Source organism: Bacillus sp. PPSBB_2 (assembly GCF_045291115.1).
Taxonomy (GTDB): Bacteria; Bacillota; Bacilli; order Bacillales; family Bacillaceae_G; genus Bacillus_A; species Bacillus_A cereus.
The window spans coordinates 1,293,787-1,313,205 of record NZ_CP147983.1; the positions used below are offsets into that span (position 1 = coordinate 1,293,787).

The window sequence follows — 19,419 nt, forward strand, 5'->3', positions numbered from 1 at the left end:
TAGTCATGCGAAATGAGGAAATTATTATAGATTTAGCAGATCCTGTGTTTACCAAAACAATTCGTTCGAGACAAAATGATAAAAACGGATTGAAGCTTACTGTATATGTAAGAGAAAAGGGGCAAATTGTTGATTTAACAGGGTATGCAGTGAAGTACGAAGCGATTAATCAAGTCGGACTGTTCGTACGGGATGATGCCCAAATAGTTGATGCAAAGAATGGTGTGTTTTCATATACGTTTACAGCTCAAGCTGTTTCCACATCGGATGATTGGACAGCTTATTTTGTTATGGAAAAAAGTACAGAACGAATGAGTACACCAGACATTCGGATTACATTAAGACGGGATGTAAAAGAAGGAAACATTAAAATAGAAAACTATATTTCAGAGTTTGAGATTTTTAAGAAAACATTGGACGAGTTGCAGAAGAAATTAAATGCTATGGATGTTGTTAAGAAAAGCGGAGACACCATGACAGGTGACCTAGGGATGGACCCAGGTAAATCAGTTCAGTTTAAATCAAGTGGAAGTACTAATAATAATTATGTTCTTAGAGGTCAAGCGGGACAGAATAAGCTAGTACTCTCAGATATCACGTCAAATAAGTTTATTTGGGATTACTTCAGTGACACGGATACTTTCACAGTTGTATCTAACACGAACCTCTTAAAGAAAACAGGAGATATTATAACAGGGCTTTTAAAGTTCCATTCTCTGGGTCAAATGTTGATGACTCAACCTGATTCAGCGACAGGTCCTTCTGCTCGTGGGTTACACTACGCGGATAAAGACACAGACGGAAGCGTTAATCGTGGCGGAATTGGACGTTTCAAAGGGGCTAACAACGGTGATGAATATCTGTACATGGGGTTCGGTACGAATCCTTGGGATTCTCAAAGTGGTTTAATAGTTCGTCCTGATGGATCAGCAACCTTGAAAGGTAAAAAAATAGCAACCGCTGATAATGATACAGGATGGATTAACCTTCCTACAACTGGGGTAGAGAATGTTACTGATAGAATTTTGAAGTGTAAAAGAAGTGGAGAACACGTTAATGTAATTGGTTCTATTCGAAATGCGCAAAACGCAACAGTATTTGCTACACTTCCAGTTGGATGTAGACCTGTTCAAGACATTGCGGTTCCAGCTATTATGATAACTGGAGGAGTGAATACAAACTTTTGTGAAGTTACAGTAAAAAAAGATGGTGGGATTTTCGTGAATGGTGTTCAAAGTGGAAGTACTTTTCATATTGCAATGAACTTTTTAATTTAGATATTACAGATTAAGCGTGCATAAGCAGGCTTTTTTATTTTGCTAAAAAGGAGATGAGAACAGTGGAGGAACAGATTTTCAATTCAATGATTCAACAAGGAGCATTCGCAGCGTTATTTGTGTGGATGCTTTTTACTACGCAAAAAAAGAATGAACAGCGTGAAGAACAGTATCAAAAAGTAATAGAAAAAAACCAGGCGGTCATCGAAGAACAAGCAAAAGCATTTGGTTCACTTGCAAAGGATGTATCAGATATTAAACAAAAAATTATGGGGAATGGTGACGACAAATGAAAAAATCTATTAAATTATTAGCCTCAATTTCTACTGCAGCTATCATTGCATTTACTTCAACAGGTAGTGTTTTTGCTGATCGAGAAATGATTATTCCAGGGTTGCCTAAAGTCGAATATCGCAATGGATATGGAGCATATGAAGGTGTGGTAGCGCATTCTACAGCGACTCTTGAAGCACCTGCTATTAATATCCGAAACTATGAAGCAAGAACATGGCGTTCTGCATTTGTACATTATGCAACAGATTGGGATGAAACAATTCAAATTGCTTCTACTAAGTATCAAGCATGGGGAGCAGGCCCAGCAGCCAATAAACGATTTGTTCATGTAGAGCTCTCTGAAACTAGTGATCCTACTAAATTTAAAAAATCCTATGAGAGATATGTGAAGCTACTCGCTAAGATTTTACGTGATAGAAACATTAATCCATCCATTGGATTGTGGACGCATAAAGATATTACGTATAAGCTCGGTGGCACAGATCATGAAGATCCGATTGACTATCTTCGCAGTCATGGTGTATCGGAATCAAAATTCCGTGCTGATGCATTAAAAGCATATAATGGAGATTCTATTTCAGTTAAACCAAAGCCACAGCAACCAAATGAAGTACCTGGTGTTATTAATGAAGTGGGGATAGCGTATATTGATGGATACAATATAAACCTTCGTTCTGGTCCATCCACAACAAATAGTGTTATTCGTAAATTACAAAAAGGTGAATCATATAAAGTATGGGGTAAAGTAGGGAACTGGTTGAATCTTGGAGGGAATCAGTGGATTTATAACGATTCATCATATATTCGCTATAAAGAAGAATCGTCATCTGTGGAAGGTAAACGTGCAGTTTCTACAGTGAATGACTTACGATTCTATTCAAAGCCTTCCTGGTTAGATAAAGATGTTGCAGGAACTGTGGATGAAGGGTTAGGATTTACAATTGAGGCGAAAGTAGGTGTGGATGGTTCCTCGCAATATAAAGTACATAATAGTAAAGGGGAGATATATTATGTAACAGCAAATTTAGCCTGTGTATATGTGAAATAGGAAAAAAGAAAAAGGGCTTCTTTGACATATTTAGTGAAAGGGCCCTTTTTAGAATTTTCTCATGGCTTCTTTTCTATTATTTTAGAAAATCAAAGCATATTATTTTCAGTTATTGCTGCTTAGGGTAGTCAAATGTTATATGATACTTAGACACTATTTCAAAATTAGTTGTGTTTTTTATTTTTACTTTCATTCAATATACCGTCAGCTAGAAATTTAATACTTGCGCCTATACTTAGAGCAAATATTACTCCTCCTATTTTAGTCTGATAGAAATTAAATATAAATAATAAAACAGAAAGTACAATACTTAAGATAGCGATTATATAATATTTATTCATAGACTGGCTCCTTTTATTGTAATTTTGAAAGAGTTTTATCTCGAATCTCATAGATATAATCACCTAGTTGATTTTTAAACTCTTCAATATGAGTAACAAATATTAAACTATTGCCTCTTTCAAGAAATTCAACTAAAATTTTATATATTTCTTGTTGAGAATTTTTATCAAGTGCTGTAAAAGGTTCATCTAATAATAGAAGGTTAATATTACGACTGATCATAGAGATAAGAAAGAGTTTATATTTCATTCCCAAAGAATAAGTATGTACTTGATCATGTAAAGATTCTTGACTAAGTTCAAATAAATCACAGTACATTTTAACCTCTTGTAGGTAATTATCTTTATCTTTTATTCTCCACAACGAGCATATGTATTGAATATTTTCCCATCCTGTAAGTAAATCAAAAATTGGTGGGTTGTTAGGAATAAAAGCTGTATTTCTTTTGAACTCTAACAAATCAATCTCTTTTCGTTTCTTATAAATTTTCGTTTCAGTTCCTGTCATCATATAATTTAGCAACGTAGTTTTACCAGAACCATTTGCTCCAGTGATACAGTATGATTTTCCATCTTCAATGATTAAAGAGGATTCCTGTAATATTATTTTATTTTCAAATTGTAATCTCGGTACTTGAATCTTATATGCCAATACCTATACCCCCAAATAATTGAACCATATTTAAACTGATAACTATAATAAATAAAATGGATAAAATAATTTTTGAAAATTTCGTACTAAACCCTACTAATTTCGTAAATCCAACATACATCGCTATACAAACTAATCCAACACTTAGTAATGAGAATACTACAAAAATAAACTGCGGTAAATCTCCTTCAAAATTTATAATGGTTAGAAAATTTAATGCTTGTGTAATCAAAAAGATTGAAGTTCCTGATAATATTACACTATACATTCTTTTTATGGATAGATCCGGTTTATTCATTAGACCTATCAATGACCAAAACATTGTAAAAATAAAACATAGTATGAGTATAAATGGTGTTATAATTGCTGATATTAACACCATTATAGTTAACCAATCTTTGAATGCATGAAAGGATTTGAAATTGTAAATAATTGTAGATAATAATGTGTTAAAAAATAATAAAGAAACAATATTAAATAAAACAACCTTTTTTTTTGTATTAAAAAATGAACTAGAATTATTTTCGTTTTCTTTCATAGAAATTCTCCTTTTAAAATGAACTATAGTAACCTTCAATTAAAGATGCTAATCCACAACATACCGATGCGATTACAATTACACTTCCTATTTCTAAATAGACTTTTTTCCAAGAAAAAGATACGGTTTTTATTTTTATTAGAATATAAATAGGTAAGCAAGTAATAGAAGACATTAAAAATATGGACAACAATTCGGGTAATGCGTGTGGTAAAAATCCAGTGAATATAGGGGACATCCCTGCACTTTTAAATATCGTATATAAAGTCTCACCAACTATTACACCGTTAAAAACTACAACAAAGAGGGAATAAACACCCCCTGTTAAAGTCCCTATAACTAAAATACTGAAAAGCACTAAAATATTATTATTAAAAACTGTAGATGTATCTAACTCTTTTGGTTGTAAATTAATAATTTGATCATTTGCAGAGAAGCATCCGTAAATAAACCCACTTAAAAATAATAATAATTGTAACAGGATTAAAAACTTCCAAGGAAAAATTATAAGTTTAGCTTTCATTTTTTCACAACCTTAACCATTTAGAGTCAAATTTTTTAATGTTATTGACAGCATATTTTTTTGAAACAAATATAAATGCTCCACTTATTAAAAGATAAAAGATTATATAGGTAGAAAAAATGTAAAACATCACTTGTATTGGAATCTGCATAAATAATAAGAAATATAAAAAATATAATAATGGTAGAACTAATATTTTTCGTGGTATGGCTTGAATTTTATTAATAAGCTCCTCTTCTTCTGTGGATCCTACATCCATATAAGTAATATAGTCTGTTTTAATTAGAAATGTAGTAGCCCACATTTGAACGATAGGTACTAATATGAATGTAATACATATTATGATTATCCCGAAGATATATGTAATATTTATAAACATCATATATATAGTAACTAGCAACAAACATATTGTAGGAATAATCATTAAAGTATACATTAGTGAAATTTTACTTCTATATAATGGGTATATGCCTGTTCCAGAAAAACGAAATAGTACAATTTTTTCTTTCATTGCACCTAATAAAAATAATTGAGGATACTCTGTTCTTAATTCAAAACAATGATTAAACATGATTAACAATAATAACGCCATAAATAGTAAATATTCTAAGGCATTATCATGTGAAGAGTGAAATAAGTTCACAAAAAGTCCCATATAAAATAAAGATTCATATGTAAAGAAAATCATTTGGAAGAATTTTGGTGAAATTAAAAACCTTTCTCTTTCCAATAATTTAATTTCAAATTCCAAAATCTCATCTTTAAATATTCTTCTATTAAATGATGAATATAGTTTTGAGAAATAATACAGTAAATCTTTTTGATTTTTTACTGAAACTATAAACCTATTTAGTAAAGGCTTACTTTTTATAGATAGCACAAGTGCTATACATAGCAATAAAATGAAACTCATATACGGTGAAAAAATGACATAATCACAAATTGACTTTAATACGAATAATGTTTTATTCATACTGTCTTGCAAGGGATTAATAATAGAATTAAAAAATTCTTGTGTAACTGTCTCTGCATAATCTTCATCCGTTAAAATCTTAGACGTAATAATACGTTTGCGTACTACATAAAATGGTTGTTTAAAAATATCTACTAGTTTGTAACCTAAGAAAAAAAAGAGGCATGAAAATACAGCATAAAATAAAAAGCGAATTGCTCCTATTGGCTTTTGAATTTTACTAATGAAATAGGAAGCGGAAATTTTGTTAAATAAAGTGAATATTAATATTAGTAGTAATATACAGTTTGTAAGTGAAAGAATTGTATATACTAATCCTCTTAAATACATGTTCAATATAAACAATAAAGATAGGCCACTAATATTTCCAAACAACGCCCATAGTAAAGAAGAAAACATGTTTAAATTGTAGACTTTCTCCATGGGAAACAGACTGTAGATGTATATGTCAGACTTTAATATTGCTGTTTCTTTATATGAAGTAATTGATTTTATAAAGCAAGAAATTATGAGAAAACCAACATTTGCATATAAAATATTCCACATATATTTCTCATTAAATAAAACGTTTGAAATATAAAACATAAAAATTCCTACGAATATTTTAAATAACATACTACAAAGAATTAAGTTTCTATTGGATACACGTTTGGTAAAAGAAAATCTATTTAATATTGCAGAATATTGAATTGTAAATTTTAATTTAAAATCTATTGATAGAAGTTTTAATATATTCACAACTACCTCCATTGTTTCTTTATATTTAATGTAAGAAAGAGACTGAATAGTATTATCCAGTCTCTTTCTTAATTTAAAATAAATTAGTAAGCAATTGCAGCTTTCTTACCTTTTTCTTTAGCTAGATCCGTAAGGTATTTTCTAATACCTTGTGCTCCAGCTGCAGCAACAAGAGCTGCTCCACCTGTTCCAAGAGAACCGATTAAAGCAACAAGGGAAACACCCCAAGAGATATAGTCAAGCCATGCAAAGACTTGTGCGGCTGCTACAGTAGATAAATTGAATTCTTTTACTAAATTCATTTCAGGTAAAATGCCTAATAAGAATGCATATGAAGCCAATAAAGCGCCACCTACTGCAAGTAAAGCACCAAAGCTAACTGCTCTTCCTTTAACTGAGTATGTCATAATATCGCCTCCTTCCAAAAGTAATCTTAATATATAATTTTAAATATTTCAATTTATTTTTTTATTCAAAATATGCATAAAAAAACTTTTGTGAATTTTTAAAACATATTATATATAAAAATAACTATAGTGATTATAATTATAAATGTAAATTAAATAAAAAATGTATTTATATTCATTTTTTAGAAAAAACAAAATATTTTATCCTGTCATTATTTTAAAGTTATGATATATTTAATTGTTAATAAAATTAAAATTTATTATTAAAAAGGAGACATATGATGCAATCAAATATTATTTCTACCCCAAAAAGAAAAAAGAAATGGATTATTATTGGGGTTATTGCACTAATTGTTATTGTAGCGGCAATTAATATTTTTGTTATGCAAGGTAAGAAGAAGGGTGCATCAACAAATGCTGATGCTGTAAGTTTTGAGAAAGTGACAGAGCGTAAGCTGAATAATACGAAGTTAATTTCTGGTCAGGTGAAGCCTGGTAATATTGAAAGCTTCTATGCAGATCCGGCTAAAGGGAAAGTGAAAGATATTGAGGTAAAAGAAGGGCAAGAGGTAGAGAAAGGTACGAAGTTATTCTCTTATGATAATGAAGAGATTAACCTTCAAATGAAGCAAGCTGAGCTTGATCAGAAGATGGCGGATATGCGTTATGATCAAGGAAAAAAGAAGATTGATTCGCTCAAGAAAGAAATTAAGAAGGCGAAAGATAGCGGAGCTGGGAAAGAAGTAACAGATCCGATGGACGAGCAAGTAAACGAATTAGAGATAGCTCAAAAGACAACTGATCTTGAGAAAGAAAAAGGGAAGTTGCAGAAAGAAGAGTTAAGTAAAAAGCAGAAAGAGCTTACGATTTATAGTAATTTCGCTGGTGTTGTTCAAAAGTTAGATAAAGATGCGGCGCAAAGTTCATCTCAAGCGTTAGGTGGTCAAGGAAAATCGTTTTTACAAGTAGCTTCTAAAGATCCATTCCAAGTTCAAGGTACGTTAACTGAGCTTCAGAAGTCACAAATTCAAAAGGATCAAACATTCACTGTAACAGCGAAAGCAAATAATAAGAAGAAGTGGACTGGTAAGATTACAGAGGTAAGCGAATTCCCAACAAGTGCAGAGATGGCGCAAGCTGGCGGCATGGGTGAAGCAACTCAAAATATGTCCCAATATACATATAAAGCTAGCCTTGATAGTCAAGATGGTTTATCTCCAGGTTATCATGTTTCCCTGCAAGTAAACTTAGAGAATAAGACGATGATTGCTGTTCCAAGTAAAAGCATTGTAGAAAAAGGCGATGATGCATTTGTTTATGTTGAGGATAAAGGGAAGCTTCGTAAACAAAATGTGAAAAAAGGTTCTACTGATGGAGACTGGACAGAGGTTGTAGAAGGCGTAACAGTGGGGCAAAAGGTGGTTAAAAATCCTTCCGACGATGTGTATGACGGAATGGAAGTGAAAGAGAAATGATTACGTTAAATAATATTGCTAAAACGTATTATCAAGGAAAATTGGCGGTGCCGATTTTGCATGGTATTAGTTTAACGATTCAGAGTGGTGAGTTCGTTTCGATTATGGGACCGTCTGGTTCTGGTAAGTCGACGCTTATGAATATTATTGGTTGCTTAGATCGTCCAACAGAAGGCGAATATATGCTGAATGACGTGAATATCTTAACAGCAGACGAGTCAAAGCTTGCTTTAATTCGTAATGAATATATTGGCTTTGTATTCCAGCATTTTAATTTACTGCCTCGTCTTTCCGCAGTGGAAAATGTTGAGCTTCCGCTCGTATACGGTGGCGTGAAGAAAGCGGAGCGTCGCAAGCGTGCTTTGGAGGCGTTAGGTAAAGTTGGATTAGCAGACCGCGTGCATCATTTACCAAATGAGTTATCCGGTGGACAGAAGCAGCGTGTAGCGATTGCAAGAGCGATTGCGAATAACCCAACGTTCATTATGGCCGATGAACCGACTGGTGCACTTGATACGAAGTCTGGTGAGCAAGTTATGGATATTTTCACGAAGCTTAATGCAGAAGGTACAACAATTGTTATGGTTACACATGAAGAGGAAGTAGCAGCGTATTCTTCCCGCCGCATTGTACTACGAGACGGGAAAGTTACAGAAGATAGAAGGTGTGCCGTATGAGTTTACTAGACAGTATGAAAATTGCCTTATCGTCTATTTTAGCTCATAAACTACGCTCGGCTTTGACGATGCTTGGGATTATTATTGGTGTAGGCTCTATTATTACCGTCGTTGCGATTGGGCAAGGCGGAGAAGCTGCCTTAAAATCACAATTTGTTGGATCGGGGAATCAAACAGTTCCCATTCATTATAGTCCTGATATAAATGATCCTTTTGGTATGGATATGCCTGAAGCACCGAAAATAACAGAAGAAGATATTTTTGAACTCAAGAAGATCCCAGAGATTGCACATATCGTAACAACGAATTCCGGTATGGAATCTCTTGATATTGAAGATAAAAAAGACATGGTGAATATTACAGGATTAGACAATGAGTACTTCAAGGTGAATAAAGTGAAAGTACTCAAAGGACGTTCGCTGCAAGAATCAGATGTGGACCAAGGTAATAACGTTGTCATGATTAGTAAACAAATGGAAGAAAAGGTGTTTATAGATACCAATCCAGTCGGTAAAATCATTGAAATAAAAGGTCAACCGATGCAAATTATTGGTGTCTATGAATCAGATAATGAATTCATGGGAATGGGACCATCAGAAGCACTAGTTCCAATTTCATTATGGCCGACACTGTATGGGAAAGATGAAATTCAAAATATCTCTGTTCAAGCAAAAAATGTAGATAATCTAGAAAAAGCAGGTAAAAAAGCTGCAGATGTTTTAAATAGTCGTAAACCGACTGATGCAACTGGTAAATATGAAGTTATGAATTTAAAAGAAATTCAAGAAGGTATTTCGAAGATGACCGGTATTATGACAATGATCATCGGTGGTATCGCTGGTATTTCATTAGTCGTTGGTGGAATTGGTGTTATGAACATCATGCTTGTATCTGTAACGGAGCGTACACGTGAAATTGGTGTACGTAAAGCACTTGGAGCAACGCGTAGTAAAATTTTATTACAGTTTTTAATTGAAGCAGTTATGTTAACACTTCTAGGTGGTTTAATCGGAATTGGCCTTGGGTATGGCGGAGCATATATCGTTTCTACATTCGCAAAATGGCCACCACTCGTTTCATGGGAAGTTGTCGTTGGAGGCGTACTGTTCTCGATGACACTCGGTATTATTTTCGGATTAATTCCAGCAAACAAAGCTGCGAAATTAGATCCAATTGAAGCATTGCGTTATGAGTAATTAATAGTGTAGTAGAACTATACATTACCGTTCTAGTGGGCGGTTCGTAGCCTCTTGCATGAGGAAGTGAACCGCCCGTTAGAACGGGTTATATAAATAGAAGGAGGCGTTATAATGGAAGCAAATATTAATACGCAAGATGTAGGTGCGAAGAAGCCATCATTATTAGGAATGATTACTTCTCCAGGTTTGCAGTTTGAGCGAATGAAGACGACGGAGAAAGTTTGGGGTATGTTCTTCTTAGTGGCATTGTTACAAGGGCTTGTAGGTGGTTTAAATTCGTATGTTACGTATACATCACCTGAAATGATTAAAATGCAGAAAGAATTAGGTGAACTTGCTGGTAAGGGTTCAATAACATCAGAAGTTATTTATGGAATTGGATCTGGTTTTGTTGGAGCGATGATTGGAGCGCTATTTGTATCGGCCATTTATAAAGTATTTATGATGTTCTTTGGAAATGATACGTCTTATAAGAAGTTATTAACGATTGTTGTATATACTAATATTATTCTTATTATTGGCGGACTTATTAATGGTATTATAGCCCTAATCTTAGATGGTGGAGCAACCCAGTATACAAGTTTAGGACCATTATTTGACCAAGGTTCACTTGCATATGGAATAGGTAATACAATTGAATTGTTCTATTTATGGAATTTGGTTTTAATTTGGTTAGGATTACAAGTTACAGCTGGATTAAGTAAAGTGAAAGCAGCTATTCCAATTATTGTTTTATTCATTATTAAAGCGGTATTCTTAGCGGCAATTTGGGTATTAATAGCTAAGTTTTTACCGGGTATGCCAGTGTAAATAAATTGCGTTCATTATAAATAAGTTTAATAAAAGATCAGTAATATTATTAACTGGTTCCTTATTGTATAAGGTGCCGGTTAATTTTTTATGGAGTTTAAACGTGTGATAATCCTGTTGAGCGCAAATACTTAAATAATAAATGTATCATTAAAATAGAACTTGTCCATTAATTTATTTACAATCCCGTTGAAATAAGCGAATTTACCCTTTTTCATTTTCGTTCCAGACTTAATTTTCATAACAAACTCTTTGATAGCTTGTAAGCCAATAATAAGTTCCTGGTCATTAGTAAATGCTTTATTACCTGTAGAGAAGTTTGTAACTTTATTACACTGTCTTACGACCTTCCACAGTTCTTGAATTGTTTTAGATTCAATGTAAAAAGAGCTAACTAAAGAAACAAAACGTTCTGGTACCCAGTGAGCAACGAAATCAGCTTGTTCAATATTCTCTTCTGGAGTATTGCTATTCTCATTACTATTACGTTTGTTTATATCTTTTATATTTTGTTTTAAGGAAACAGGTTTTGTTTTAATGGTAGGACACTTTGCAGGACTTTTTGCAGCTACCTTGTTGGACACTTCTTCCACAATTGGTTGAATGATAATAGCATTAGAAGTTTGTAACATATCTTTTGTACGCTTCATTGCTACTTGTTTAATCAGCTCTAGATCCACAAGTTTCTTCATTAAACGTTGTACAGTTTTATATGAAACTTCCATCATCTGAGCAATTGAATTTTTGCAAAGGAAACTAACACCTACATATTTGCAGCTGTGGCGCTTTAAAATTTCAAGTAATGTAATAAGTTTAAATTGTACATCGGTACGCTTAATGGACATACGGATATTATCTCTGTATGCACGTATAGTTTTGTTTAGTTCTTCTACTTCTTTGAATGTAGAAAGGTTGTGGAAGGTTTCTTTCGTTGCGATAACATTGATTTTCTTTTTCATAGACTAAGAGCTCCTTTGTATAAACAAAAAGCAACGTCACCAATAATTTGGTAAACGTTGCTAAAGAAACCCTACATGATGTACAATAATTCATGAGAGTATGGCAAGTGTTTACCTGGTTGGGTCAGGTGGACGGTATATATAGTGTTGGTCGCACTGTACATACACGCTGTACTTTTTGTTATTAAAATTTAACCTTGTAGGAATACATCATACATAAGTGATTTTCTAATAGTGGGGCTGCCCACAATTTGCCCACATACTAATCATTTTGTAACTTTTTTAATCCGTAACAGTAAAAAGCGTAAAGTAAATCATTGTTGATTTATAAGGGTTTTGATAAGTTTTTCGGTTAGTATCTTAAGGCGAAAAAGAAAAAGTATTTCTATAAGCAAATGGATTGATTTTGGTGGTGGTTGAAATGAATCGAAATTGGGAAGAATTTTTAGCACCTTACCACCAAGCGGTGGCAGAGCTAAAAGTGAAACTAAAAGGAATGCGTACTCAATTTGCAATGTTAACAGAGCATTCTCCAATTGAGTTTGTAACAGGAAGGGTAAAGTCGGTTGCAAGTATTATTGATAAAGCGGAGAAGAGAAATGTACCGCTAGACCGATTGAGAGAAGATATGCAGGATATTGCTGGGCTTAGAATGATGTGTCAATTTGTTGATGAGATTAAGCCTGTTGTAGAATATCTTCGAAAACGAAATGACTTTGAAATCGTGGAAGAACGTGATTATGTCACGCAAAAGAAAGATAGCGGTTATCGTTCTTATCATGTTGTCATTAGTTATCCTGTTCAAACGATTCAAGGTGAACAAAAAGTATTGGTAGAAATCCAAATACGCACGCTAGCAATGAACTTTTGGGCAACAATTGAGCATTCTTTAAATTATAAATATAGTGGACGTTTTCCTGAAGATATTAAAATACGATTGCAACGTGCAGCTGAAGCGGCGTTTTTATTAGATGAAGAAATGTCTTCTATTCGTCTTGAAATTCAAGAAGCGCAAAAGGCTTTTTCAAGAAAGCAAGAAACGAAAGATTCCGAATCATAAACTAAAGGGTGTTGGGCGATGAAATTTACAATTATGTCAAAGGGAGATCAATCATCAGATACACTGGCAAGCACGATGAAAGAGTACTTGCTAGATTTTGGATTTATAATGGATGAAAAGGAACCCGATATTGTAATTTCTGTTGGGGGAGATGGAACGCTTTTATATGCGTTTCATCGTTATTATAATCGATTGGATGAAACAGCATTTGTTGGTGTACATACAGGACATCTAGGTTTCTATGCAGATTGGTTACCGACAGAAGTAGAGAAATTAGTAATTGCGATTGCGAAAACACCATTCCAAGTGGTGGAATATCCGCTTTTAGAAGTTATTATTCGCTATGTGAATGGAAGTAAAGAGTCACAGTATTTAGCGATGAATGAAGCGACTGTAAAAAGTGCAGAAGGTACATTAGTAACAGAAGTAGAAATACGAGGAGAATATTTTGAAACATTCCGCGGAGATGGCCTTTGTATCTCTACTCCTTCAGGAAGTACCGCGTATAATAAAGCGCTTGGCGGAGCAATTATTCACCCATCTATTGAAGCGATTCAAATTGCAGAAATGGCGTCCATTAACAATCGTGTATTTCGTACTGTAGGATCGCCACTCGTATTGCCGAAGCATCATACATGTGTGTTAAAGCCAGCTGCAGGAATGAACTTACAAATTACAGTGGATCATTTAACGATGGTTCATCAAGATGTGAAATCAATCCAGTATCGCGTCGCAAACGAGAAAGTACGATTTGTTCGTTTCCGCCCATTCCCGTTCTGGAAACGAGTTCGTGACTCGTTTGTTGCAGATAAATAGAAAGGGTTATATATTTGAACAGATTTACATTGAAATGGGATATAGGGCCGGCTGAAGAGGGAACTTTAGTTAGGGAATTTTTGAAAACGAAAGGTATTTCTAAAGCCGCTTTAACGGATATAAAGTTTCATGGCGGAGCAATTGAAGTAAATGGTCAACATGCGAGTGTTCGTCATCAGTTGCGTGCTGGTGAAGAATTACGTGTCTTTTTTCCAGTGGAGGAAAGAAGTGAAGGGATGATGGCAGAAGATATTCCTTTATGCATTATATATGAAGATGACGCGGTTCTTATCATTAATAAAGAGGCGAATATGTCAACGATTCCGTCTAGAGAACATCCGGCAGGAAGTGTTGCCAATGCGCTGTTATCTCATTATGATAAGCAGCATCTTGCAAGTACAGTGCACATCGTAACACGTTTAGATCGTGATACTTCGGGGCTTATGCTCATTGCAAAAAATCGTTTCGTGCATCATCTTTTATCGAAGCAGCATCAACAAAAAGCTGTGAAACGAACGTATGAAGCAATTGTTCACGGAAAGATTGTAGAACGAGAAGGAATGATTGATGCACCAATTGGTCGAAAATCTGATAGCATTATTGAGCGAACGGTTTGTGAGGATGGACAAAGGGCAGTTACTCATTTTAAAGTAATTGATAGTACATATCATAAGACACATGTAGCGCTTGAGCTTGAGACAGGAAGAACGCATCAAATTCGTGTGCATATGGCTCATGTAGGACATCCATTACTTGGTGATAGCTTATATGGAGGGAGAAGGGATGAAATGAAACGGCAAGCACTTCATAGTAAATCTTTGACGTTTTATCATCCTATTTTAGAGAAAGAGATGTCTTTCACTATAAAGCTTCCAAGCGATATGCAAGAAGTGTTGCGGCATACTTAAAAAGGGAACAAAATTCTTATATTATAAAGAATTTTGTTCCCTTTTTTCTTAGCGGAATAATATTAAAATTTGGTTTTCACCCGTACGCTTTATAACGAAAAATCCACTTTCGGCTTTTGTAGCAATGCCATTGTCATTTGGAAGACAAAATCCATGTGCTTCGCAAGTGCCGTCATCACGTACTAACATTTGTCCAATTAATCCGACAGGAAGCCACTCGGCGCGATCTTTTCTTGCTACATATTTGCGAGTTGGATCCCATTCTGTATTTAAAAGAGGTTGTATTTCTTCGGTTTCCGTCCATACATATTGGCGTTTTCCAAAGTTATCTGTTTTATAACGTTTTTCCCAACTTAAAGCCCCGCTATTTCCTATAAGGGCAGGGGTTGCACTAGATATTCCTAAAATGAACGAGTCGTGTGAAGTAGCTATCCGAATTTTTTCTTCGCTACTAAATGTAACGAAATAACCGACATCAATAGGTTTATGATCTTCGGTTTCAAACATTTGTGCAAAATCCGTTCCACTTGCATTGTAAGACGCACCCTCAATGTACATTTCTCCATTATGGGCAAGCCATTTAGCCCCGATATTATGGTCGGTGTCGCTTACACCATTTGCAATAAACCAAGAATAAGCTTCTTCTGCAGTGCCGAAGCGCCCCATAATATGGCTACCTGCAAAATGAGCTGTTGATGTATGATGACCTTCCGCATGAGAAGAGGATCCGTTAGCGATAGTTGCGGTTCCTTCTGCGTGTGCTGCTTCGCCTAAAGCAATCGTCTGTTTACCCTCTGCATGAGAATAAGCTCCGCCTGCTGTCGTTTCACTTCCCTCACTATGGGAACTATGTCCGGTTGCTTTTGAGTTTGATCCTTCTGCATGAGAGAAAGAACCTTTTGCGTGTGTTAATAAGCCTTCCGCATGTGCTGCCATGCCCTCCGCATGAGAGTGAAGCCCTTCCGCATATGCATATCGGCCGCCCCTTTTAACTTTTGTATTTTCAGGTGTAGGTGTCTCAATTATGAGTGGTTTTTCAGTTTGTATATCATTCGATGAAGCCAATGCCTCTTTTATTTTTTTTACTTTGTTTATAATAGCAGCTGGAATTTCTGGTTCCACTTTTTTATTTATTGCTACAGAAATATTTTCTTCCGTCTTTTCTTCTGTTTGATTAGAATGTATTACCTGTTCATCTTGATTTGAGAGCTGTTTATTTTTTTGTTGCATCTTTATTTTTCTGCGATCGATTATGCGGCTCATCACAGCATTTTCTAAAGAGACATATGTTGGTTTTACTTTGCTTTTTTTTGATGACTCTTGTTCTTCCAGTTCTTCTATCGCTGCAGCCCGAATACTACACCAGTTGTTAATTCCGTACATGGGCAGATATAAAGGGGGAAATTTTCTTTTTTGTTTAGAAGATTTTTTCTTCATTCTGTCACCTCCTGCGACATTATATGTAGTGTAATTAAAAAAAGATGCACTTTATTGCATCTTTTTTTAATTACTTTACCTAGTTTTATATGAGATCTGCCTAAATAATACGGTAATCTTTCGCTAAGTAAGGTAGTTATGAAATTGGACGGAATTTCTCAGCGACAAAAGGTAAAGAAGAAGGAACAGAGATAGTCTCCATTTCAGGATAACGTAATCCGGTTAATTTGCCACCAAATACAGCACCAGTATCAATATTGACTGTCTGATTGACGAATCGAGGTTCTGCTACTGGTGTATGTCCATATATAATCCAAGCTTGCCCCTTGTACTCTTGCGCCCAATCGCGACGGACAGGTGAGCCATCGGCATGCTTCTCTCCTGTAATATCGCCATATAATACAAAGGTTTGTACTTTTTTATCTCGTCTTCCTATGTAATCTTGCCGAATCCCAGCGTGACATACGATTACTCTTTTTTCATCTAGTATGTGGTAGAGCGGTGATTGTTCATAAAGAGTGATAAACTTTTCTTTTATAACGTTTTGCTTATGAGAAGGAAGTGCCTCATATTCAGCAACAGTTGTTTCAAGTCCGTGAGCGACTGTTACATTACGCCCAAGGAAAAATCGATATAGTTTATTACAGTGATTTCCAGGAGCGTAATAAGCTTCTTTTTTATGTATGACAAGTTCCCATACAATTTCAATCATACGTAATGAATGAGGACCACGGTCTGTAATATCGCCAACGAATGCAAGTTTACGTTGGTCAGGGTGAACCGGTAGACCGCTACTCCAGTTATATCCTAGCTTCTCTGTTAAATTTTGAAACTCTTGGAAGCATCCATGAATATCTCCTATAATGTCATATTTCATATTTAAACCTCCATCGTATTTTTCATTAGTATATCTAAAAAAGGATAGAGATAAAAATATAGCGTTTTTGTGTTGTTCATTTAAACATAAAGATTTTCGTTCTTGAGCGAACATTTAAAATGAATCCAATCGCAATCATGTATGTAAGCAGTGAACTTCCTCCGTAACTCATAAGAGGTAATGTTATCCCTGTAATGGGAAGTAATCCGATTGTCATCCCGATATTTTGGAATACTTGGAAAGTAAACATTCCGATTGTACCAGCGCAAATGTAACTACCGAAAGGGTCATTACTTTCTAAAGCAATATGAATCATTCGAAAAATGAGTAAGAAAAAAAGAGAAATAATGACACTTGCGCCTAGAAATCCAAATTGTTCAGCGACATTAGTGAAAATAAAATCTGTATGTGGTTCTGGAAAATATACTTGTCCATTTTCCCACCCTTTTCCTTGCATTTCTCCGGATCCAGTCGCTAAGAATGCTTGTCTTAATTGATAGCCTTGTGCATCATATTTGTAAGGTGCTAACCATCCGTAGAAGCGATTTAATTGATATTCTTTTAAAATGTGTGCTTTAAAGAAATCTGTGTGAGTAAAAAAAATATATATTAATGTAGATCCAGCAACGAAAGTACCTGAGACTAATCCAAAAATAAAACGCCATCGGATGCCAGAAACTAGTATCATTGCTGCAAGCATCGCTGAAATGACCATTGTGTTTCCTAAATCTGGTTCTTTTGCAATAAGTAGTAGTGGTGGCAAGCTTGTCGCAAATATTTTTCCAAGTAGTAAAAAATCGTCATGTATCGTTTGGGAAAAATATTTCTCATTATGATTTGCTATAATTCTTCCAATGACGATAATTAAAAACAATTTCATAATTTCAGAAGGCTGAAAATTTCCAATGCCTGGGAGCCTGTACCAAGCGGTAGCGCCTTTAATTGTAACGGCACCTGGTACTTGAAGTTCTAGTCCAATAAGTAGTACCATTGCAAAGCTATACAAATACCAAGCAATTTTTTGATAACGATCGAAGTCGATAATCATAATAACACCAATGGCTATAAATCCAATGAAATACCATTGGATTTGCTTTAGTACAAAATTGACGTTTTGTAAAAATGGCGGTAAAGAGGCTTGCGCACTTGCAATAGCACAACAACTAACAATCCCAATGGCAAATAAAATAAATAGTAATACGTAGTCTATTTGATATTGAGAATTTGGATCTTTCAATGTAGGTATTCCTTTCTACTGCTCTTTATAGTAATGGATTTTATCCCGCATTAATGGGCAGTAAGACCCCCACCTCAAAATTCAGCGAAAGCGAAGAAGTTAGGTGGGGGATCAACTGCCCGTAAAAGCCCGATTGGTGAGAGCTGATTAAAGTTTCACTTTATAGTATGAGAAAGAATGTATGAACTATACGAATGATTCACATATAGTCCATACACTTTTAATTTTGCAGAGTAGTTTAATTGTTTAGCTCTTTAATAATTATATCCAAACAATAGGAGAGACGTACATGTGCGTCAGGAAAAATATCTAGTTGATGAAGATAGTATTTTAAGGAACTTTTACACCATTGGTAAGCACTAAGTAGAGCTGCTCTATAGTCCGTAGTATTTTGTAAAAAGCCATATTCTTTTGCTGTTATAACAAGGTGTGTGAAATCTTCACAACCTTGAAGGAGCTTATTGTGTATTTGTTGTCCAGCATGGTAGCGAAATTGACTTAAAGGCTCAGAAATGTATATTGCATTTCCTTTAGAAAGTAAAGAAATCCATGAGGCCATATCAACACTACAAGAATATTGTCGCTCTTTAAGGGTGCCAAAAGGTTCAGTGAGCAATTCCTTTCGGAACAAAGTAGTTGTAGGCTCACCGATAATGTTGTGTCCGCCCTTTAACATCCAATTACCTAAAAATATCCCGTTTAATGGGGTGTCTTCACTATATAACCTTTGTGTTGGATGGGAATCACCTATTAGATTTCCATGATCATCAATGCGTACTCGATAAGAAGTAACAAGAGCAAGATTTTTATTGGGATCTTGCTCAAAATAGGTCATCATTTTTTGTATTTTATGCTTATAAAACACGTCATCGTCCATTAAAAAATTTATATACTCACCATTTGATTTTTCTATGAGCATAAGGTCATTGTGAAATTGTCCTAGAGTAGGGGTATTTCGAATGTATGTTATATTTTTATAATTTGGTAAGTATTGTTCGCGTATTAAAGTTGCTGTTTCATCATTTGTGCTGTCATCTCCAATGATGATTTCAATATTAGAATAAGTTTGTGCCAATGCACTTTCTAGAGCAATTTTGAAATAATGAGGCCGATTATAAGTAGGAATAAGGATGGAAACGAGAGGTAGATTTTTTTCATTCATCATACATAACT

General features: G+C 34.6%; 21 protein-coding genes. 10 read left to right on the forward strand and 11 right to left on the reverse strand.

All coding sequences use genetic code 11. The annotated features are described in order from the left end of the window. Window positions 1-5: 5 nt before the first annotated feature. From V6946_RS06415 to V6946_RS06425, 3 genes are all read left to right on the forward strand, one after another. Entirely contained in the window at window positions 6-1,277 is a 1,272-nt protein-coding gene (locus tag V6946_RS06415) for a BppU family phage baseplate upper protein (RefSeq protein WP_366981395.1), read from the forward strand. A 62-nt stretch (window positions 1,278-1,339) separates the two neighbouring features. Continuing rightward, the gene (locus V6946_RS06420; RefSeq protein ID WP_000392439.1) at window positions 1,340-1,570 is read left to right on the forward strand and encodes a BhlA/UviB family holin-like peptide; all 231 of its coding nucleotides are present in this window, start codon (window positions 1,340-1,342) and stop codon (window positions 1,568-1,570) included. Next, entirely contained in the window at window positions 1,567-2,619 is a 1,053-nt protein-coding gene (locus V6946_RS06425; RefSeq protein ID WP_366981396.1) for an N-acetylmuramoyl-L-alanine amidase, read from the forward strand. Before V6946_RS06420 ends, V6946_RS06425 begins: the two co-directional genes overlap by 4 nt. Window positions 2,620-2,783: 164 nt before the next feature. On the opposite strand, the gene V6946_RS06430 is transcribed toward V6946_RS06425, so the two are convergent. The 6 genes from V6946_RS06430 to V6946_RS06455 form a co-directional block, all read right to left on the reverse strand. Continuing rightward, window positions 2,784-2,960: a hypothetical protein gene (locus V6946_RS06430; protein WP_366981397.1), complete on the reverse strand. Its 177-nt coding sequence runs from the start codon at window positions 2,958-2,960 to the stop codon at window positions 2,784-2,786. 13 nt (window positions 2,961-2,973) lie between these two features. Further along, window positions 2,974-3,612, reverse strand: coding sequence for an ATP-binding cassette domain-containing protein (locus V6946_RS06435; protein WP_197230733.1), 639 nt, complete (start codon window positions 3,610-3,612; stop codon window positions 2,974-2,976). Beyond that, a complete protein-coding gene (locus V6946_RS06440) occupies window positions 3,602-4,150 on the reverse strand; it encodes a hypothetical protein (protein ID WP_199691740.1) in 549 nt (182 codons plus the stop codon). Before V6946_RS06440 ends, V6946_RS06435 begins: the two co-directional genes overlap by 11 nt. Window positions 4,151-4,163: 13 nt before the next feature. Further along, window positions 4,164-4,673 (reverse strand): stage II sporulation protein M, encoded by a 510-nt coding sequence (locus tag V6946_RS06445; RefSeq protein WP_006922881.1) that lies wholly within the window; start codon window positions 4,671-4,673, stop codon window positions 4,164-4,166. Window positions 4,674-4,677: 4 nt separating this feature from the next. Next, window positions 4,678-6,384 carry a hypothetical protein gene (locus tag V6946_RS06450; protein WP_366981398.1) on the reverse strand — a complete coding sequence of 569 codons (1,707 nt, stop codon included), beginning with the start codon at window positions 6,382-6,384 and terminating at the stop codon, window positions 4,678-4,680. A gap of 83 nt (window positions 6,385-6,467) precedes the next feature. Continuing rightward, complete coding sequence (locus V6946_RS06455; protein ID WP_006922886.1) at window positions 6,468-6,791, reverse strand: circular bacteriocin, circularin A/uberolysin family; 324 nt, start codon at window positions 6,789-6,791, stop codon at window positions 6,468-6,470. A gap of 281 nt (window positions 6,792-7,072) precedes the next feature. Between V6946_RS06455 and V6946_RS06460 the strand changes: the two genes are divergently transcribed. From V6946_RS06460 to V6946_RS06475, 4 genes are all read left to right on the forward strand, one after another. Continuing rightward, a complete protein-coding gene (locus V6946_RS06460; protein ID WP_366981422.1) occupies window positions 7,073-8,266 on the forward strand; it encodes a biotin/lipoyl-binding protein in 1,194 nt (397 codons plus the stop codon). Continuing rightward, window positions 8,263-8,943 carry an ABC transporter ATP-binding protein gene (locus V6946_RS06465; RefSeq protein WP_000631624.1) on the forward strand — a complete coding sequence of 227 codons (681 nt, stop codon included), beginning with the start codon at window positions 8,263-8,265 and terminating at the stop codon, window positions 8,941-8,943. The genes V6946_RS06460 and V6946_RS06465 overlap by 4 nt, the downstream gene beginning before the upstream one ends. Further along, window positions 8,940-10,139, forward strand: coding sequence for an ABC transporter permease (locus V6946_RS06470; RefSeq protein ID WP_366981400.1), 1,200 nt, complete (start codon window positions 8,940-8,942; stop codon window positions 10,137-10,139). Before V6946_RS06465 ends, V6946_RS06470 begins: the two co-directional genes overlap by 4 nt. Window positions 10,140-10,253: 114 nt before the next feature. Continuing rightward, window positions 10,254-10,952, forward strand: a complete 699-nt coding sequence (locus V6946_RS06475) for a Yip1 family protein (RefSeq protein WP_366981401.1) — start codon at window positions 10,254-10,256, stop codon at window positions 10,950-10,952. 131 nt (window positions 10,953-11,083) lie between these two features. On the opposite strand, the gene V6946_RS06480 is transcribed toward V6946_RS06475, so the two are convergent. Continuing rightward, a complete protein-coding gene (locus V6946_RS06480) occupies window positions 11,084-11,911 on the reverse strand; it encodes a helix-turn-helix domain-containing protein (RefSeq protein ID WP_366981402.1) in 828 nt (275 codons plus the stop codon). 421 nt (window positions 11,912-12,332) lie between these two features. On the opposite strand from V6946_RS06480, the gene V6946_RS06485 reads away from it, so the two are divergent. Genes V6946_RS06485 through V6946_RS06495 form a run of 3 tightly spaced genes read left to right on the forward strand, consistent with a single transcriptional unit; the run spans window position 12,333 to window position 14,695 of the window. Next, a complete protein-coding gene (locus V6946_RS06485) occupies window positions 12,333-12,971 on the forward strand; it encodes a GTP pyrophosphokinase family protein (RefSeq protein WP_001081482.1) in 639 nt (212 codons plus the stop codon). Window positions 12,972-12,989: 18 nt separating this feature from the next. Further along, window positions 12,990-13,787 (forward strand): NAD kinase, encoded by a 798-nt coding sequence (locus V6946_RS06490; protein ID WP_000673190.1) that lies wholly within the window; start codon window positions 12,990-12,992, stop codon window positions 13,785-13,787. A gap of 14 nt (window positions 13,788-13,801) precedes the next feature. Further along, window positions 13,802-14,695, forward strand: a complete 894-nt coding sequence (locus V6946_RS06495; RefSeq protein ID WP_001079137.1) for an RluA family pseudouridine synthase — start codon at window positions 13,802-13,804, stop codon at window positions 14,693-14,695. Window positions 14,696-14,743: 48 nt separating this feature from the next. On the opposite strand, the gene V6946_RS06500 is transcribed toward V6946_RS06495, so the two are convergent. The 4 genes from V6946_RS06500 to V6946_RS06515 all read right to left on the reverse strand — a co-directional run bounded on the left by V6946_RS06500 (window position 14,744) and on the right by V6946_RS06515 (window position 19,411). Beyond that, window positions 14,744-16,132, reverse strand: coding sequence for a peptidase G2 autoproteolytic cleavage domain-containing protein (locus V6946_RS06500; protein ID WP_000730518.1), 1,389 nt, complete (start codon window positions 16,130-16,132; stop codon window positions 14,744-14,746). A 136-nt stretch (window positions 16,133-16,268) separates the two neighbouring features. Further along, on the reverse strand, window positions 16,269-17,009 hold the full coding sequence (gene prpE / locus V6946_RS06505; RefSeq protein ID WP_006929078.1) for a bis(5'-nucleosyl)-tetraphosphatase PrpE: 741 nt from the start codon (window positions 17,007-17,009) through the stop codon (window positions 16,269-16,271). Between the two features lie 76 nt (window positions 17,010-17,085). Continuing rightward, window positions 17,086-18,246, reverse strand: a complete 1,161-nt coding sequence (locus tag V6946_RS06510; RefSeq protein ID WP_000654702.1) for an FtsW/RodA/SpoVE family cell cycle protein — start codon at window positions 18,244-18,246, stop codon at window positions 17,086-17,088. A gap of 238 nt (window positions 18,247-18,484) precedes the next feature. Continuing rightward, complete coding sequence (locus tag V6946_RS06515) at window positions 18,485-19,411, reverse strand: glycosyltransferase (RefSeq protein ID WP_006929079.1); 927 nt, start codon at window positions 19,409-19,411, stop codon at window positions 18,485-18,487. Window positions 19,412-19,419: the final 8 nt, after the last annotated feature.

What these genes read in the sequence shown, in the direction of transcription:
- V6946_RS06415 (WP_366981395.1), top strand. Translation starts at nt 6, where the DNA reads ATGCGAAATGAGGAAATTATTATAGATTTAGCAGATCCTGTGTTTACC.
- V6946_RS06490 (WP_000673190.1), top strand. Translation starts at nt 12,990, where the DNA reads ATGAAATTTACAATTATGTCAAAGGGAGATCAATCATCAGATACACTG.
- V6946_RS06455 (WP_006922886.1), bottom strand. Translation starts at nt 6,791, where the DNA reads ATGACATACTCAGTTAAAGGAAGAGCAGTTAGCTTTGGTGCTTTACTT.
- V6946_RS06515 (WP_006929079.1), bottom strand. Translation starts at nt 19,411, where the DNA reads ATGATGAATGAAAAAAATCTACCTCTCGTTTCCATCCTTATTCCTACT.
- V6946_RS06460 (WP_366981422.1), top strand. Translation starts at nt 7,073, where the DNA reads ATGCAATCAAATATTATTTCTACCCCAAAAAGAAAAAAGAAATGGATT.
- V6946_RS06485 (WP_001081482.1), top strand. Translation starts at nt 12,333, where the DNA reads ATGAATCGAAATTGGGAAGAATTTTTAGCACCTTACCACCAAGCGGTG.
- V6946_RS06470 (WP_366981400.1), top strand. Translation starts at nt 8,940, where the DNA reads ATGAGTTTACTAGACAGTATGAAAATTGCCTTATCGTCTATTTTAGCT.
- V6946_RS06445 (WP_006922881.1), bottom strand. Translation starts at nt 4,673, where the DNA reads ATGAAAGCTAAACTTATAATTTTTCCTTGGAAGTTTTTAATCCTGTTA.
- prpE (WP_006929078.1), bottom strand. Translation starts at nt 17,009, where the DNA reads ATGAAATATGACATTATAGGAGATATTCATGGATGCTTCCAAGAGTTT.
- V6946_RS06500 (WP_000730518.1), bottom strand. Translation starts at nt 16,132, where the DNA reads ATGAAGAAAAAATCTTCTAAACAAAAAAGAAAATTTCCCCCTTTATAT.
- V6946_RS06440 (WP_199691740.1), bottom strand. Translation starts at nt 4,150, where the DNA reads ATGAAAGAAAACGAAAATAATTCTAGTTCATTTTTTAATACAAAAAAA.
- V6946_RS06475 (WP_366981401.1), top strand. Translation starts at nt 10,254, where the DNA reads ATGGAAGCAAATATTAATACGCAAGATGTAGGTGCGAAGAAGCCATCA.
- V6946_RS06480 (WP_366981402.1), bottom strand. Translation starts at nt 11,911, where the DNA reads ATGAAAAAGAAAATCAATGTTATCGCAACGAAAGAAACCTTCCACAAC.
- V6946_RS06425 (WP_366981396.1), top strand. Translation starts at nt 1,567, where the DNA reads ATGAAAAAATCTATTAAATTATTAGCCTCAATTTCTACTGCAGCTATC.
- V6946_RS06430 (WP_366981397.1), bottom strand. Translation starts at nt 2,960, where the DNA reads ATGAATAAATATTATATAATCGCTATCTTAAGTATTGTACTTTCTGTT.
- V6946_RS06465 (WP_000631624.1), top strand. Translation starts at nt 8,263, where the DNA reads ATGATTACGTTAAATAATATTGCTAAAACGTATTATCAAGGAAAATTG.